The sequence below is a fragment of the Mesorhizobium sanjuanii genome (assembly GCF_002529485.1).
Classification (GTDB): Bacteria; Pseudomonadota; Alphaproteobacteria; order Rhizobiales; family Rhizobiaceae; genus Mesorhizobium; species Mesorhizobium sanjuanii.
Window position 1 is genome coordinate 19,555 of record NZ_NWQG01000021.1, and the last position, 16,400, is coordinate 35,954.

General features: G+C 63.0%; 13 protein-coding genes and 1 pseudogene. 12 read left to right on the plus strand and 2 right to left on the minus strand.

Features of this window, described 5'->3' with window-relative positions:
• Window positions 1-127 precede the first annotated feature (127 nt).
• Window positions 128-1,669 carry a sigma-54-dependent transcriptional regulator gene (locus tag CN311_RS04440; RefSeq protein WP_097572179.1) on the minus strand — a complete coding sequence of 514 codons (1,542 nt, stop codon included), beginning with the start codon at window positions 1,667-1,669 and terminating at the stop codon, window positions 128-130.
• Window positions 1,670-1,848: 179 nt separating this feature from the next.
• Here CN311_RS04440 and CN311_RS04445 point away from each other — a divergent pair, with 179 nt between their 5' ends.
• From CN311_RS04445 to CN311_RS04500, 11 genes are all read left to right on the plus strand, one after another.
• A complete protein-coding gene (locus tag CN311_RS04445) occupies window positions 1,849-3,684 on the plus strand; it encodes a M3 family oligoendopeptidase (protein ID WP_165779581.1) in 1,836 nt (611 codons plus the stop codon).
• Between the two features lie 370 nt (window positions 3,685-4,054).
• Entirely contained in the window at window positions 4,055-4,822 is a 768-nt protein-coding gene (locus CN311_RS04455) for an NADH-quinone oxidoreductase subunit E (RefSeq protein WP_097572181.1), read from the plus strand.
• Window positions 4,823-5,010: 188 nt separating this feature from the next.
• Window positions 5,011-6,156: an aminodeoxychorismate synthase component I gene (locus tag CN311_RS04460; RefSeq protein WP_097572182.1), complete on the plus strand. Its 1,146-nt coding sequence runs from the start codon at window positions 5,011-5,013 to the stop codon at window positions 6,154-6,156.
• Window positions 6,105-6,767 (plus strand): aminotransferase class IV family protein, encoded by a 663-nt coding sequence (locus CN311_RS04465; RefSeq protein ID WP_097572195.1) that lies wholly within the window; start codon window positions 6,105-6,107, stop codon window positions 6,765-6,767. The genes CN311_RS04460 and CN311_RS04465 overlap by 52 nt, the downstream gene beginning before the upstream one ends.
• Before the next feature lie 30 nt (window positions 6,768-6,797).
• The gene (locus CN311_RS04470; RefSeq protein ID WP_097572183.1) at window positions 6,798-7,718 is read left to right on the plus strand and encodes a heme-dependent oxidative N-demethylase family protein; all 921 of its coding nucleotides are present in this window, start codon (window positions 6,798-6,800) and stop codon (window positions 7,716-7,718) included.
• Window positions 7,719-7,828: 110 nt separating this feature from the next.
• On the plus strand, window positions 7,829-9,274 hold the full coding sequence (locus CN311_RS04475) for a homospermidine synthase (protein WP_097572184.1): 1,446 nt from the start codon (window positions 7,829-7,831) through the stop codon (window positions 9,272-9,274).
• 178 nt (window positions 9,275-9,452) lie between these two features.
• Entirely contained in the window at window positions 9,453-9,827 is a 375-nt protein-coding gene (omp10, locus tag CN311_RS04480; RefSeq protein ID WP_097572185.1) for an outer membrane lipoprotein Omp10, read from the plus strand.
• Between the two features lie 192 nt (window positions 9,828-10,019).
• On the plus strand, window positions 10,020-12,119 hold the full coding sequence (locus CN311_RS04485) for a bifunctional metallophosphatase/5'-nucleotidase (RefSeq protein WP_097572186.1): 2,100 nt from the start codon (window positions 10,020-10,022) through the stop codon (window positions 12,117-12,119).
• Window positions 12,120-12,287: 168 nt separating this feature from the next.
• Window positions 12,288-13,352, plus strand: a complete 1,065-nt coding sequence (gene hemH / locus CN311_RS04490; RefSeq protein WP_097572187.1) for a ferrochelatase — start codon at window positions 12,288-12,290, stop codon at window positions 13,350-13,352.
• 135 nt (window positions 13,353-13,487) lie between these two features.
• Entirely contained in the window at window positions 13,488-14,438 is a 951-nt protein-coding gene (locus CN311_RS04495; protein ID WP_097572188.1) for an SPFH domain-containing protein, read from the plus strand.
• Window positions 14,439-14,448: 10 nt separating this feature from the next.
• Window positions 14,449-14,919 (plus strand): NfeD family protein, encoded by a 471-nt coding sequence (locus tag CN311_RS04500; RefSeq protein ID WP_097572189.1) that lies wholly within the window; start codon window positions 14,449-14,451, stop codon window positions 14,917-14,919.
• A 6-nt stretch (window positions 14,920-14,925) separates the two neighbouring features.
• Here the strand turns inward: CN311_RS04500 and CN311_RS04505 are convergent, their stop codons facing one another.
• A complete protein-coding gene (locus tag CN311_RS04505) occupies window positions 14,926-15,927 on the minus strand; it encodes a KpsF/GutQ family sugar-phosphate isomerase (RefSeq protein WP_097572190.1) in 1,002 nt (333 codons plus the stop codon).
• 196 nt (window positions 15,928-16,123) lie between these two features.
• On the opposite strand from CN311_RS04505, the pseudogene CN311_RS04510 reads away from it, so the two are divergent.
• A pseudogene (locus CN311_RS04510) lies at window positions 16,124-16,400 on the plus strand (outer membrane beta-barrel protein); the annotation flags it as partial.

Consider the following 16,400-nt stretch of genomic DNA (forward strand, 5'->3'; position numbering starts at 1 on the left):
GTTTCTTGGTAAACCGCTGGTTTAGATCATGTTTCGGCCTTTGCCCGAAACACGATCTGTTACAATTTGCCTCAATCCGTGAACAGCGCAACGCCAGCAGCTTTCATGCGCGGATTCGTTGGCACAATCAGGAGGCGAGCCGGTCGACACGGCCCGTTTCGGGGTCGATGCCATATTCCTTGAGCTTCCTGTAGAGCGTGGAACGTCCGATGCCCAGGCGACGGGCGACCTCGCTCATCTGGCCGTTATAATGGTCGATGGCGAGCTTGATCATTTCAAGTTCGACGTCGGCCAGAGCGCGCACATTGCCGCGCTCGTCGAGCGCCCGCAGCGTGCCGAAGCGCGGCTGCAGCCTGGCCGGTGCATCAGACTCTATCGCGGCGATGCCGTCTTCGTCCGGCCCCTCGCCACGTGATTCGATGGCCAGGTCGGGCAATGCGGAAGGCGGCAATGCGCCATAGGCATCGAGATTGACGGTGCCATCGACCTGCGCCCGGATCTGCGGAAACTCCTCCACCGTCAGCACGTCGCCTTCGCAAAGCACCGAGGCCCTGAAGACGGCATTTTCGAGCTGCCTGATATTTCCCGGCCAGTCATAGGCCTGCAGCATGGCGAGTGCCGCGGCCGAGATGCCGTTGAGACGGCGGCGCGGATCAGCGGGCGCGACCTTTTCCATGAAGTGTTCGACAAGGTAGGGAATGTCGTCGCGACGATCGCGCAGCGGCGGCACGAAGATCGGATAGACGTTCAGGCGATAGAACAGATCCTCGCGGAACTTGCCGTCCTTGACCTGCTGCAGAAGATTGCGGTGCGTGGCCGAGATCAGCCTGATGTCGACCCTGACGGTCGAACGCCCGCCAACCGGATCGACCTCGCCGTCCTGCACGGCGCGCAGAAGCTTGACCTGGACCTCGAGCGGCAGGTCGCCGATCTCGTCGAGGAAAAGCGTGCCCGAATGCGCTTCCACAAACTTGCCGGTGTGCTTTTCGATGGCGCCGGTGAACGAGCCCTTCTCGTGGCCGAACAGGATCGATTCGACCAGATTGTCGGGAATGGCGCCGCAATTGACGGTGACGAAAGGTTTCGAGCGGCGATCGCTGCTGCCCTGGATGGCGCGCGCCACCAATTCCTTGCCGACGCCCGATTCGCCTTCGATGAGAATCGGGATGTTCGACGCGGCCGCCTTCTGGCCGAGGCGAATCACCCGGTCCATCGCCGGGCTGTGCGTGATCAGATCCTTGAAAGTCAGATGGTCGCCGCGCCGCCGCGTCGTGCGCTTCACCTCGCCCTCGACCGCCTCGACCTTGAGCGCATTGCCAATCGATGCCTGCAGCCTGTCGGGAGAGGCGGGCTTGACGACGAAATCGAAGGCGCCGTGTCGCATCGCCGAGACGACGGTTTCGATGCCGCCCTGAGCGGTCTGCACGATGACCGGAACCTGGATGCCGCGCTCACGCATCGCCTTCAGCACGCCGATGCCGTCGAGGCCCGGCATGACGAGATCGAGGATGACCACAGAGACGTCGCGCGCATTGGGCCCGTCGAGAACGTCGAGACCGGCTTCACCACTGTCCGCAACGATCGCGGTGTGGCCGAATTTCGTCACCGCCGCCTCGAGCAGCCTGCGCTGCACGGGATCGTCATCGACTATGAGTATGGAACCTGTCATGACTGGTTCAACTTATGCCCGCCCAATATGCCCCAGGGAGACTGCGCCCTATGGATCATCTTGGCACAGGGTTCTAAATAAGGTTTCAAAAAACCCGGTGAACGAATTCCTTAGGATTTGACCGGCTTCCCATTCCCCTCGAATTTGACCCCTCGAATCTGGTTCTGAATAACATGGCAATGCGTATGGTTTTTGGTCGGCAGCGAGCGGCGGCGTCCGGTCAGGGCGCGGCGGAGCTCGGCGACCTGCCGGAATGGAACCTCGCCGATCTCTATTCGGGCATGGACGCCCCGGAGCTGAAGCGCGACATCGCCAGGGCGGTAGCTGATGCCATCAGCTTCGAGAGCCGCTGGAAAGGCACGCTCGCCGCCGAGGCCGGGCGCGGCGAGGGCGGCAGGCTGGGCGAGGCACTTGCCGCCTATGAGGCGCTGGAGGAACTGATCGGCCGGATCGTCTCCTATGCCGGGCTGGTCTATGCCGGCAACACGGCTGACCCGCAGCGCGCCAAGCTCTATGGCGACATTCAGGAGAAGATGACCGACGCCAGCGCGCATCTTCTGTTTTTCGCGCTCGAACTGAACCTCATCGACGATGCCGCGATCGCGACCGCGCTAGCCGCCGATCCCGGTTTCGCCCACTACCGGCCGTGGGTGCTCGACCTGCGCATGGACAAGCCCTACCAGCTCGAGGACCGGGTCGAACAGCTTTTCCACGAAAAGTCGATCACTGGGCGCGGCGCCTGGAACCGCCTGTTCGACGAGACGATGACCGATCTGCGCTTCGACATCGACGGCGAGGAACTGACGCTGGAGCCGGCGCTCAACCGGCTGCAGGACGCCGATGGCGACGTGCGCCGCCGGGCCTCCGAGGCGCTGGCCGCGACCTTCCGCAAGAATTTGCGCACCTTCACCCTGATCACCAATACGCTGGCCAAGGACAAGGAGATTTCCGACCGCTGGCGCGGCTTCCAAGACATCGCCGATTCGCGCCACCTCGCCAACCGTGTCGAGCGCAGCGTGGTGGACGCGCTGGCCTCGGCCGTTCGCGACGCCTATCCGCGCCTGTCGCACCGCTACTACGCGATGAAGGCGCGCTGGCTCGGCATGGACGTGATGAACCATTGGGACCGCAACGCGCCGTTGCCCGAAACTCCGCAAGCGGTCATCGGCTGGGACGAGGCCAAGAACACGGTGCTGTCCGCCTATCAGCGCTTCTCCCCCGACATGGCGGAAATCGCCAGGACATTCTTCGATCGCAACTGGATCGATGCGCCGGTCAGGCCCGGCAAGTCGCCGGGTGCCTTCGCGCATCCGACCGTGCCGTCGGTGCACCCTTACGTGTTGCTCAACTACATGGGCAAGCCGCGCGACGTGATGACGCTGGCGCACGAGCTCGGCCATGGCGTGCACCAGGTGCTGGCTGGCGGCCAGGGCGCGCTGATGGCTTCGACGCCGTTGACGCTGGCTGAGACGGCATCCGTCTTCGGCGAGATGCTGACCTTCCGCTCGCTGCTCGAGCAGACCACCGACAAGCGCGAGCGCAAAGCCATGCTCGCCCAGAAGGTCGAGGACATGATCAACACGGTGGTGCGCCAGATCGCCTTCTACGAATTCGAGCGCAAGGTGCATGCCGAGCGCAAGAACGGCGAACTGACATCCGACAGGCTCGGCCAGTTCTGGCTGGAAGTGCAGGCGGAAAGCCTCGGGCCGGCGATCAAGCTGCGCGAAGGTTACGAGGTCTTCTGGACCTACATCCCCCACTTCATCCATTCGCCCTTCTACGTCTATGCCTATGCTTTCGGCGACTGCCTGGTGAATTCCCTCTATGCGGTCTACCAGAACGCCGAGCGTGGCTTTCAGGAGAAGTATTTTGCCATGCTGCGCGCCGGCGGCACCAAGCATCATTCCGAACTTCTGGCGCCCTTCGGCCTCGATGCCACCGACCCCGCCTTCTGGCAGATCGGGCTGGGCGTGATCGGCGGCCTGATAGACGAGTTGGAGGCGCTGGACAATTGAAGCTCGCAGGCGAGCGCGCGGGGCAGGCAGAACAGTTTAGCCGCAATGCATATTGAAACCATTCTATTCTTGCGTTGAATATTTGTTCTTGAATAACTTTCTATGGAATTTTTCCGTTAGCTTTCCGGGGGCTGTATGATAGCGTCCCGCCTCAAGCTCAACCGGGCGCGCGGCTCGGGCCGGGAGATTCTCCGGCCGGCCATGGCGCTTCGGCGAATGTGACAGCGGCCGTTGGCCTGGCGGGAAGCCGGTTGCCGACAGCCCGATCGAAGCCGTCTGTTCCGCGAACCGCGGAACCACCATCGAATGGTCCTTCGCCAAGGTCGCTACACCCGACCGCGGCAGATGGATCGGACTGGAGAGAGACACAATGGGCACTTTTTTCTACATGCTCCTGGCGTTCCTTGTAGGTGTGTTGGTTGGCTGGTTCATCTGGGGACGACTGCGTGGCGAACTCGATAGTCTGCGCGGCGATCTGGATCGCACACGCAGCGAGCGCGACAGGCTGCGCGCCGACTCCGATCGTCTGACCGGTGAGCTGGATGCATGCGGCCGCACCCGCGCCGATCTCGAGCGCCGGTTGGCCGAGGCGCAAGCCGCCAGAACCGGCACTGCCAAGGCTGCCATCCAGGCGCCGACGGCACTGATGTCGACGCCGGCGCCAAGCAAACCCGCGGCAGCGGCATCGAAGACAAGTGCGGCCAAGGCAAGTACCCCCAAGGCGAGTGCCCCCAAGACGAGTGCCCCCAAGGCCGGTGCGACCAAAGCAGGCGCATCGAAGGCGGCAACGGTGGGCGCCGCGAAGACGAGCGCTGCCGCGAAGAAGGCCGCACCGGCGGCAAAGAAAGCCACGGCAGGCAGGGCCACAGCGGCGGCAGCCGGCAAGGCCAACGATCTGCGCCGGCTGATCGGCATCGGCCCGGCCAACGAGAAGCTTCTCAAGGGGCTGGGGGTCACGACCTATGCCCAGATCGCCGCATGGACGGCCGCCGACGTCGTGCGCATCGAGAAGACGTTGAACTTCGACGGACGCATCGAACGCGAGCGCTGGATCGAGCAGGCCAAGCTGCTCGCCGCCGGCGACGAAACGGAATTCGCGCGCCGCTTCCCGACCGCGGGGACCGCCAGCAACACCTGACCTGCCTGCCGGCATCGAGCCAAGACAACTGGCGGCGTCCCCGGGGCGCCGCCAGTTCGTTTTTTGCCCAAGACTGTCTTTTGCCAAGACTGTCTTTGCGCCCTGAGACGCCGTTCCCTCGATTGCGCTGAAACGAGGCCCCATATAGAGCGATCGATGATCGCCATTGGCCGCAGCATCCGAGCCTCATGTCCCTGCCCTCTGCAATTTTCCGCAACGACAAGAGCGCGCGTCAGCTCGTCTTCGACGATCCGGCCGACATCCTTGTGGCGCATGAGGCGCAGGATTTCCTGCCGGCGCTCGAAGCAGCGCAGACAGCACATAACGCCGGCAAATGGCTAGCCGGTTATTTCTCCTATGAGGCCGGCTACTTGCTCGAACCCAAGCTCGTTCCGCTGCTGCCGGGCGGGCGCCGCGCCCCGCTTATCTGCCTGGGCGTCTTCGACGCGCCTGTCGAACAGGCGGCAGGGCGCGACAACGCTGCTGCAACCAACGGCCCGATCTTCGACGCAAAAGCGGCCTGGTCATCGCAGGACTATGCAAAGCGCTTTGCGCGGCTCCACGACCACATCCGCAAGGGCGATTGCTATCAGGGCAATCTGACCTTTCCAGTCCAGGCGCAATGGTCGGGTGATCCGCTGGCGGCGTTCGACGCGCTGACCGAACGTCAGCCGGTGAAGTACGGCGCGCTGATCGCGCTCGGCGATCCCGTCGTTCTGTCGCGTTCGCCGGAACTGTTTTTCGAGATCGACGCCGAAGGCATGATCGAAACGCATCCGATGAAGGGCACCGCACCGCGCGGGTCGACCAAGGCAGAGGACAAGCGGCTGAAGGCATTCCTGTCCAACGACGAGAAGAACCAGGCCGAGAACCGGATGATCGTCGATCTCCTGCGCAACGATATCTCGCTGATCAGCGAGGTCGGCACGCTGGAGGTGCCGGAGCTTTTCCGCATCGAAACCTACCCGACCGTCCACCAGATGGTGAGCCGCGTGCAGGCGCGGCTTTTGCCCGGCCTGACAATCCGCGAGATCTTTGCGGCACTCTTTCCCTGCGGCTCGATCACCGGCGCGCCGAAGATCCGCGCCATGGAGATCCTGCACGATCTGGAAACCGCGCCACGCGACGTCTATTGCGGCGCCATCGGCTGGATCGCGCCTGGCGGCACGATGCGCTTTTCGGTGGCGATCCGCACCATCTCGCTCTTTTCCAATGGCGAAGCAGTCTACAATGTCGGCGGCGGCGTCGTCTTCGATTCGACGGCCGAGGAGGAGTATCAGGAGTGTCTGCTGAAAGCGCGCTTCGCGACGGGAACACCGCCGATTTCGAGCTGATCGAGACCATGCGCTGGGAGCCCGGCCAGGGCTTCCTGCGTTTCGACCGCCACCTTGCGCGCCTCTACGGCTCGGCAAGCGAACTGGGCTTTGCCTGCGATCCGCGCAAGGTCGGCGAGGTGCTGACAAACGTCATCGACCGGCCTGGCATCGCCCTGCGCACACGCCTCGTCCTGTCGCGCAACGGCAAGGCGACGGCGTCGGCCGTACCCTTCGAGCCGCTCGCCGCCGACAAGGTCTGGCGGCTGCAGCTGTCGCGGGTACGGCTCGATTCGAACGACACGCTGCTGCGCCACAAGACCAGCCGCCGCGGCGCCTACCAGCGGGCGCGCGCCGAATATCTGATCAGCCGGGCCGACGAAGTGCTGCTGGCCAACGAACGCGGCGAAATCTGCGAAGGCACGATATCAAATCTCTTCGCCGATTTCGGCGACGGCGCGCTGGCGACGCCGCGGCTCGATTGCGGCCTGCTCCCTGGTGTCCTGCGCGGTGAGCTGCTGGATCAAGGCCGCGCCCGCGAAGCGATCTACACCTTGGACGATCTGAAGTCGGCCAAGGCGCTGTTCGTCGGCAATTCGCTGCGCGGATTGATCCCGGCGCGGCTGGGCTGACGCGATCCGATTGGGCTCCCATATAAAGGCATGAGCATCCCCACCCACACGCCCTATGACGGCTCCTCGAAGCTTTTTGCCATCGGGCTGAAGCCGCTCGACTTCGATAGCTGGATCGAGGTCGATGGGTATCTGCTGCCTCATCTCGCCCAAAAGCACCGCCTGTATACCGAAATCCCCGGCAGCGTCTTTGTCGAAGAGGACGGCACGCGCGACGCCCAGCGCGAGGTGCTTGATCTGCTCGGTGCGCATTTGCTGGCGAAGTATCCAGACGTCTATCGACGCTCTGGCACCGGGATCGAGGTGATCGGCACCAAGGCCGGAACTGCCGGCGGCTTCAGCGATGCGCCGCTTGTCGCAGCCTCGCTGCTTGTCCAGGAAGACCTGATCCTGATGCGTCGCGACGAGAGTGGCTGGCGGCTGGTCGCCGGCTCGCTCTGTTTTCCCTCGTCATGGTCGCTGATCGAAAAATTCGGCAAGCCGCTGCAGGATATCCATGCGCCGGTGCCGGGCTTCGGCCCAGGCACGCGCCCGGCCGACCTTATCAACCGCATGTTCGACGGTCTTCAGGGCCAGGCCGTCGAGCGCTACAACTGGTCGATCCAGGCCGGCGATGCGCTCTACCATCCCCTCTCGAACCTTGAGCGCATCGACCGCACCGCCAACCGCCCCTCCAGATTTCCGGATGGCGACATCGATGCCCGCGCCTTCATCCGTGTCGAGCGGCAGACGCTCAGGAAACTTCCCGCCTCGCGTGACGTCCTGTTCACCATTCGCATCCATCTCGATCCGCTCGGCGTGCTGGCGCGCCATCCCGATCGGGCAAAGCTGGCAGCATCTTTCGCCGAGCAGCTTCTGGCCCTCGACGAGGCCCAGCTCGACTACAAGGGCATGACATCGGACCGCGACCGGCTGGTTGCCTTCCTTAACCACTTGGCGAGTGCGGCCTAGCCGGCGGTTGGCGCTTTTCACTGGTTTATGACAATGATCTGTGGTGTAGCGCTTGGTCGTCCGGCAGGAAATGCCGGTTTTTCCCTGTGTTTTTAGGAGTGTTCGATAAAATGGCGAATGAAAACTGGCCCGTTTACGGTGAAATCACCGGCCCCGTCGTGATGATCGGCTTCGGTTCGATCGGACGGGGAACGCTGCCGCTGATCGAACGCCATTTCAAGTTCGACAAGTCGCGTATGACGGTCGTCGACCCGCGCGACACCGACCGCAAGCTGCTCGACGAACGTGGCATTGCTTTCGTTCAGGAAGCCGTGACGCAGAAGAACTACAAGAAGCTTTTGACGCCGCTTCTGACCAAGGGCGGCGGCCAGGGCTTCTGCGTCAACCTGTCGGTCGACACCGGATCGGTGGATTTGATGCGGCTTTGCCGCAAGCTCGGCGTGCTCTACATCGACACCGTCGTCGAGCCATGGCTTGGCTTCTATTTCGACACCAACGCCGACAATGCCAGCCGTACCAACTACGCGTTGCGCGAAGCGATGATCGAGGAAAAGCAGAAGCATCCCGGCGGAACGACCGCGATCTCCACCTGCGGCGCCAACCCCGGCATGGTTTCGTGGTTCGTCAAGCAGGCGCTCCTTAACCTCGCCACCGATCTCGGGCTGGAATTTTCCGAACCGGCCGAAACCGATCGCGAGGGCTGGGCCAAATTGATGAAGAAGGCCGGCGTCAAGGGCGTCCACATCGCCGAGCGCGACACCCAGCGCACCAAGAAGCCGAAACCGATGAACGTGTTCTGGAACACCTGGTCGGTCGAGGGATTCATCTCCGAGGGACTGCAGCCGGCCGAGCTCGGCTGGGGCACGCACGAAACCTGGATGCCGAAGAACGCCAAAAAGCACAAGCATGGCTCCAAGGCCGCTATCTATCTGGAACAGCCGGGCGCCAACACGCGCGTTCGCAGCTGGTGCCCGACGCCCGGACCGCAATACGGCTTCCTGGTAACGCACAATGAGGCGATTTCTATCGCCGACTTTTTCACCGTGCGCGGCAAGAAGGGCAAGGTGCATTACCGCCCGACCTGCCATTACGCCTATCACCCCTGCAACGACGCCGTGCTTTCCCTGCATGAGATGTTCGGCGCCGCGGGCAAGGCCCAACCCGTGCACCATGTGCTCGACGAAAACGAGCTGGTCGACGGCGTCGACGAACTCGGCGTGCTGCTCTACGGTCACGACAAGAACGCCTATTGGTACGGCTCGCAATTGTCGCTGGCAGAGGCGCGCAAGCTGGCGCCCTACCAGAACGCGACCGGCATGCAGGTTACCTCGGCGGTGCTGGCCGGCATGGTCTGGGCGCTGGAAAATCCTGAAGCCGGCATCGTCGAGGCCGACGAGATGGATTACAAGCGCTGCCTCGAAGTGCAGTCCCCCTATCTCGGACCGGTCAAGGGCTACTATACCGACTGGACGCCACTCGACAATCGCCCCGGCCTGTTCCCGGAAGACCTCGACAAAAACGACCCGTGGCAATTCCGCAACATCCTCGTTCGATAGCGGTCCCACGAGCACACCTCACCGCCTTGCAATCGCCCGGAAATCGGGCGATTGAAGGAGGCGGCCTGGAGCGACGTGCGTTCATTTGGAAAGTACGCTCTAGCACTTTGGATGGACGCATCGTGTTTTCCGAAAATCGAACAGATTTTCGGTCCGATGCTCGAGGAGAGGTTTTTTCATGACGATCGCGCGAAAATTGCTTTCGGCCGGCATTGCCGCGGCCACAGCCGTCGCCTTGGCGGCCTGCACCACCACCGGCCCGAGCGAGCCGCCGGCAAACTCTTCAAAGGGAGTCGAAGGCTCCTGGATCGATGCGCAGGGCACGGGCTTGTCGACCTTTGCCGGCGGCAGCTTCAAGACCGTCGCCACCGATACCGGCCAGAAGCTTGCCGATGGCAGCTACACCATGACCAGCGGCACTTCGGTCGAGATCCATGGCACCTCGCTGATCCGCCAGACGCCGATCAGCTTCAACTGCCTGCTGATCTCCACCTCGCAGCTCAATTGCACCAGCGGCAGCGGACAGAATTTCGTGCTGACGCGGCGCACCTGAGCGCCGTACTAATTGCTTCTATAAAAGGACGGCAAGCTTAGCTCGCCGTTCTTTTTTGCGCCGGCAAAGCTGATCCCGATTCCGCTTGCGTCGGTCGAAACGCGATGTGAACATGGCCAAAAGCTGAGCTGTTATAGCCCAGTCAAACAAGAGCGTTAAACGCTGCTGGCCAGGCCACCCGGGAGACAAAAAATGAAGAAGATCGCTGCCATTGCCGCCCTGTCGGCGTCCATGCTTGGCCTGTCGGCCGGAGCATCCTTTGCCGACTACACGCTGAACATCCTGCACATCAACGACTGGCACAGCCGCATCGAAGGCAACAACAAATATGAATCGACCTGCTCGGCCGAGGAAGAGACCAAAGGCGAGTGCATCGGCGGCGCCGGGCGCTTGATCACGGCGATCGCCCAGGAACGCAAGAAACTCGAAGGCCAGAACGTGCTGCTGCTCAGCGCCGGCGACAATTTCCAGGGCTCGCTCTTCTACACGACCTACAAGGGCAAGGTCGAAGGCGAATTCCTCAACCAGATGAAGTTCGACGCCATGGAACTCGGCAACCACGAGTTCGACGACGGCGAGGCCGCGCTCGCACCGTTCCTCGACATGATCAAGTTTCCGGTGCTAGGCGCCAATGTGAAGGCCAATGCGCAGTCCAAGCTTGGCGACCGCGTCAAACCGTCGATCGTCGTCGAAGTCGGCGGCCAGAAGATCGGCATCATCGGCGCGGTCACCAACGACACGCCGGAACTGGCCACCCCCGGCCCGAACATCACCATCGAAGACGACGTCAAGTCGATCACGGCTGAGGTCGAGAAGCTGAAAGCGCAAGGCGTCAACAAGATCATCGCCGTCACCCATATCGGCTACAGGCGCGAGCGCGATGTCATCGCCAAGATCCCCGGCATCGACGTGGTGGTTGGCGGTCACAGCCATTCGCTGCTGTCCAACACCGACCCGAAGGCCGAAGGCCCCTACCCGACGATGGTCGACAATCCGGACGGCTACAAGGTACCCGTCGTCCAGGCGGCGTCCTATTCGAAATATCTCGGCGAGTTCAAAGTCGTGTTCGACGACAATGGCGTCGTCAAGCAAGCCAGTGGCGATCCGATCTATCTCGACAAGTCGATCACCCCCGATCCTGCCGTGCTTGCACGCATCAAGGAACTCGGCGCGCCGATCGAGGCATTGAAGAACAAGGAGGTGGCCGAGACCACCAAGGCGATCGACGGCAGCCGCGAGAATTGCCGCACCCGCGAATGCGAGATGGGCAATCTCGTCTCCGACGCCATCCTCGACCGCGTCAAGGGCCAGGGCGTCGAGATCGTCATCTCGAATGGCGGCGGCCTGCGCGCCTCGATCGACCAGGGCACCGTCACCATGGGCGAGGTGCTGACCGTGCTGCCGTTCCAGAACACGCTGGCGACCTTCCAGATTTCCGGCAAGGATCTGGTCGCCGGGCTCGAAAGCGGCCTCAGCCAGGTCGAGGACGGCGCCGGCCGCTTCCCGCAGGTAGCCGGCCTGAAATATTCGTTCGACAAATCGGTCGCGCCCAATGCCGGTCGCGTCAAGTCGGTCGAGGTCATGGAAGGCGGCGCCTGGACGCCGATCAATCCGGACAAGGATTACCTGGTCGCCACCAACAACTATGTCCGCCAGGGCGGCGACGGCTACAAGATCTTCGCCGACAAGGCCAGGAACGCCTACGACTATGGTCCGGGCCTCGAACAGGTGGTCGCCGATTATCTTGGCACGCACCGGCCCTATACGCCGAAGCTCGATGGCCGCATCACCGAGATCGCAGCGAACGTTGCGGCTGCTCCCGCAGCGCCGGCTACTGAACCAGCCAAGCCGGCCGAGCCTGCTTCGGCCGCGCCGGCAAAACCGGCGGAGCCGGCAGCACCCGCTGAACCGGCGATGCCTGCATTGCCGGCCGGTTCTGGCGACATCGCCACGACGCCGCCAAGCGTGCCGGCTGAGACCACGCCGGCTCCGGCTGAAACAGCTCCGGCGCCCACCGAACCGGCAAAACCAACCGAGCCCGCGCCAGCGGAACCTGCGCCGGCAACACCAGCGCCTGCCGAGACGGCCCCAGCACCGGCCGAACCGGCAAAGCCGGCCGAGACGGCGCCGGCCGAAAGCAGCCATGTGATCGTTGCCGGCGATACCTATTGGGATCTGGCGGTCAAGGCCTATGGCGACGGCACCAAGTGGAAGATCATTTCAGCCGCCAACGAAGGCTACGAACCGCGACGGCTCCCCGTCGGCGCGACGCTGACCATCCCCGCGAATTAACCGCGCTTTGGCCACTCCAACCACAGACCCGTCCGGAAAACCGGGCGGGTCGTCTGTTTTCGGCTTATAGCTATCGCCGACGCGGCGTGATCCGTCTTGAGGTGCGGCCAGAGGCTGCATTGAAAGCGCGCGCAAGAGGCTTAGGTTCGCGTCTCCTGGAGAACCATCATGACGCTTTCCACCCCCATCGACGCCAAGGCCGCGAAGGCCATCGGCCCATTGCCGGCCGGACATCCCCCGGTAAGAACCGGCAAGATCGGCGTCATGCTGGTCAATCTTGGCACGCCCGACGGCACCGATTTCAAGCCGATGTGGCGCTACCTCCGGGAGTTCCTGTCCGATCCGCGCGTCATCGAGCTCAACAGGGCGATCTGGTATCCGATCCTCTACGGGCTGGTGCTGACCACCCGGCCGAAGAAGTCGGGGGCCAACTATGCCCGTATCTGGAACCGCGAGAAGAACGAGTCGCCCCTGCGCACCTACACCCGCGCCCAGGGGGAGAAGTTGGGCCTGGCATTGGCCGACCTGCCCAATGTCGTTGTCGACTGGGCGATGCGCTATGGCAATCCGTCGACCGCGAGCGTCGCCAGAAGCCTGGTCGAGCGGGGCTGCGACCGCATCATCTCCTTCCCGCTCTATCCGCAATATTCGGCGACCACGACCGCTACCGCCAACGACCAACTGTTTCGCGCGCTGATGAAGATGCGCGCCGCCCCCGCCATTCGCACCGTGCCGCCCTACTATGACGAACCGGCCTATATCGAGGCGCTGGCGCGATCCATCGAACGGCATCTGGCCACGCTCGACTTCGAGCCGGAGGTTGTCATCACCTCCTATCACGGCATCCCGAAGCCTTATTTCGAGAAGGGCGACCCCTATCATTGCCATTGCCAGAAGACGACGCGGCTGTTGCGCGAGCGGCTCGGCTGGAGCGAGAAGAAGCTGATGATCACCTTTCAGTCGCGCTTCGGCGCCCAGGAATGGCTGCAGCCCTACACCGACAAGACAGTCGAGAAATTGGCCACGGAAGGTGTGAAATCGATCGCCATCGTCAACCCCGGCTTTTCCGTCGATTGCATCGAGACGCTGGACGAGATCGGCCGCGAGGCAGCCGAAACCTTCCATCACGCCGGCGGCGGAAAATTCGCGCACATACCTTGTCTCAACGACAGTGCTGAGGGGATGGCGGTGATCGAGGCGATGGTGCGGCGCGAACTGTCGGGCTGGGTCTGAACGTCCCCGACGGTATGGCTCAAACCGGTGCGCAAAAGCCTTCGCTAGCCAATATTCGTGATCACCTGATTGTAACGCCGCGGAAACACACTTAAGTGATTCCGTGAGGTCGTCGGCTTTTGAGGGAGAAATGAAATGGGCTTCAGCGGTTTCGACATTGCCATCGTTGTTCTTGTCTTTCTTGTCATTATCCTTCTTTTCAAGGGCATCAAGACGGTACCTCAGGGCTATAACTATACGGTGGAGCGCTTCGGCCGCTACACCAAGTCTTTGACGCCGGGTCTTAACATCATCAACCCCATCTTCGAGCGCGTTGGCGCCAAGATGAACATGATGGAGCAGGTGCTCGACGTTCCCACCCAGGAGATCATCACACGCGACAACGCCATCGTCGCGGTCGACGGTGTCGCCTTCTATCAGGTGCTCAACGCCGCGCAGGCCGCCTACCAGGTCGCCGGCCTCGAGAACGCCATCCTCAACCTGACGATGACCAACATCCGCACCGTCATGGGCTCGATGGATCTCGACGAATTGCTGTCAAACCGCGACGCCATCAACGAGCGCCTGCTGCGCGTCGTCGATGAGGCCGCGCATCCCTGGGGCATCAAGATCACCCGCGTCGAGATCAAGGACATCAATCCGCCGGCCAACCTCATCGAATCGATGGGCCGCCAGATGATGGCCGAGCGCAACAAGCGCGCGCAGATCCTCGATGCCGAAGGCCTCAAGCAATCGCAGATCCTCGAGGCGGAAGGGCGCAAGGAAGCCGCCTTCCGCGACGCCGAGGCACGCGAACGCTCCGCTGAGGCCGAGGCGCGCGCCACACAGGTGGTGTCAGAGGCGATCGCCAAGGGCGACGTGCAGGCGCTCAACTACTTCGTCGCGCTGAAATACACCGAAGCCCTGACCAGGATCGGCTCCGCGACGAACAGCAAGGTCGTGCTGATGCCGATGGAGGCTTCATCACTGATCGGCACGCTCGGCGGCATCGGCGAGATCGCCAGGGAAGTCTTCAGGAGCGAAGGCACTGCCGGCGCCGCACGGCAGACCGCGCGTCCGCCGGTAGTTCGCCCGGGCGAAAACTGAGGCCACTCCCATGTTGGAACGCATCGTTTCCGAACTCGGCCCGTGGAACTGGATGGTTCTCGGCTTCGTCCTCCTGGTGATGGAAGTCGTCGCGCCAGGCGTGTTCATGCTGTGGATCGGCATCGCCGCCCTGATCATCGGCGCGGTGTCACTGCTTGTCTGGGACACGGCTTTCTGGACCTGGCAGGTCCAGGTGCTGGCCTTCTTGGCGCTGTCGCTGGTCTCGGCCTTCGTCGGCAAGAAGCTGGTCGGCGGCCGTCATGGCGACGTCGACCAGCCGCTGCTCAACCGTCGCGGCGCGCAGATGGTCGGCAGGATGGCGACGCTGGCCGAGCCGATCAAGAACGGCCGTGGCCGCATCCGGCTGGGCGACACGCTGTGGCGCGTTTCCGGCCCGGATCTGCCGGCCGGCACGCAGGTGCGCGTGACGGGAGCGGCCGATACGGATCTGGAGCTGACCGTCGAGGCTGTTTTGAGCTGAAAAGACCTATGCCGCGCCGATGCGCAGCAGATCATGGAAGTGAACCACGCCCAACGGCATGTTGTTTTTGGTCACCACCAGCGCGCCGATATTGAATTCGTTGAGAAGCGCGATCGCGGTACCGGCAAGGGTCTGCGGATCGATCGTCTTGGGCGTGCGGGTCATGACCTCATCCACGATGACGTCAGCCAGATTGCGGTGCAGGTTGCGCGCTACATCGCCGTCGGTGATGATCCCGGCCAGTTCGCCATTCGTGTCGACGATCAAGACGCAGCCGACCTTCTTCTGCGACAGCGTCATGACGGCTTCCGGCATCTTGGTGCCGAGTGCGGCCAGCGGAATCTGGTCGCCGACCCGCATGATCTCGGAGACCAGGGTCAGATTGGCGCCGAGTTGTCCACCGGGGTGGAAGGTGCGGAAATGATCAGGCGTGAAACCGCGCGCTTCGAGCAGCGCGATGGCCAGCGCATCGCCGATCACCAGTTGCAGCAGCGTCGAGGTCGTCGGCGCCAAGCCGTGCGGGCAGGCTTCCGGCGCGCGCGGCAGCAGAAGCACCACATCCGCCTCGCGCGCCAGCGCCGATGTCTCCCCGGAAGTGACCGCGATCAGCGGGATCGAGAAACGCCTGGAATAGGCGACGATGCCCATGAGTTCCCTGCTCTCGCCCGACCATGACATGGCGATGATGGCGTCATCCCTGGCGATCATGCCGAGATCGCCATGATTGGCTTCGGCAGGGTGGACGAAGAAGGCGGGCGTGCCTGTCGAAGCGAGCGTCGCGGCGATCTTGGAGCCGATATGGCCACTCTTGCCGACGCCGGTGACGATGACGCGGCCTTCGATCCGCGACACCATGTCGACGGCGCGCGCGAACGGTTCGGCAAGCCCGTTTTCGAGCGCGGACGCCAGTGCTGCGATACCAGCCTGCTCGGTTGCCACCGTTCTGAGCGCCGAAGCGATTGAAGCTTGCCTGTCGAGCGGCTTCTTCTCTGGGGATCCCGCATGCATGGCTGATGCGATTAGCGCTTTGCCGCGCGCCTGTCCAACGGAATTGCCGCCTCATGCGTGTAGCGCACTCCATGAAATCCCTTGGATCATAGGCGGGCGACCGAGTTAATCGGCCGCCACCTCAACCCTCCGTTAACCATCCCCATTTACGGTTCGGTAAGTATGGCGCGCAGGCGCAGCGCAAGCAGTGGTGGCAATGTCCAAGGCCCAGCCCGAAAAGAAAAGAGGACGCAAGGGCAAGGCGGTCTGCGCCTTGTTGCTGGCGACCAGCGTCTTTGCCTTGCTGCGGCCGGCGCTGCCTTACGCCCAGGAGACCGAGTTGCGCGGCGAGGTTTCGGAATCGGCAATCCTGGACGATCAGCAGCGCAAGACCAGGCAAATGAGCCTGGCCGGTTCCCAGGATCAGGCGACGACCGGCGCGACCGCCCAGGGGGACGCGCCGGCACCCACCTATCAGCCGGCCAGTCCCGGTG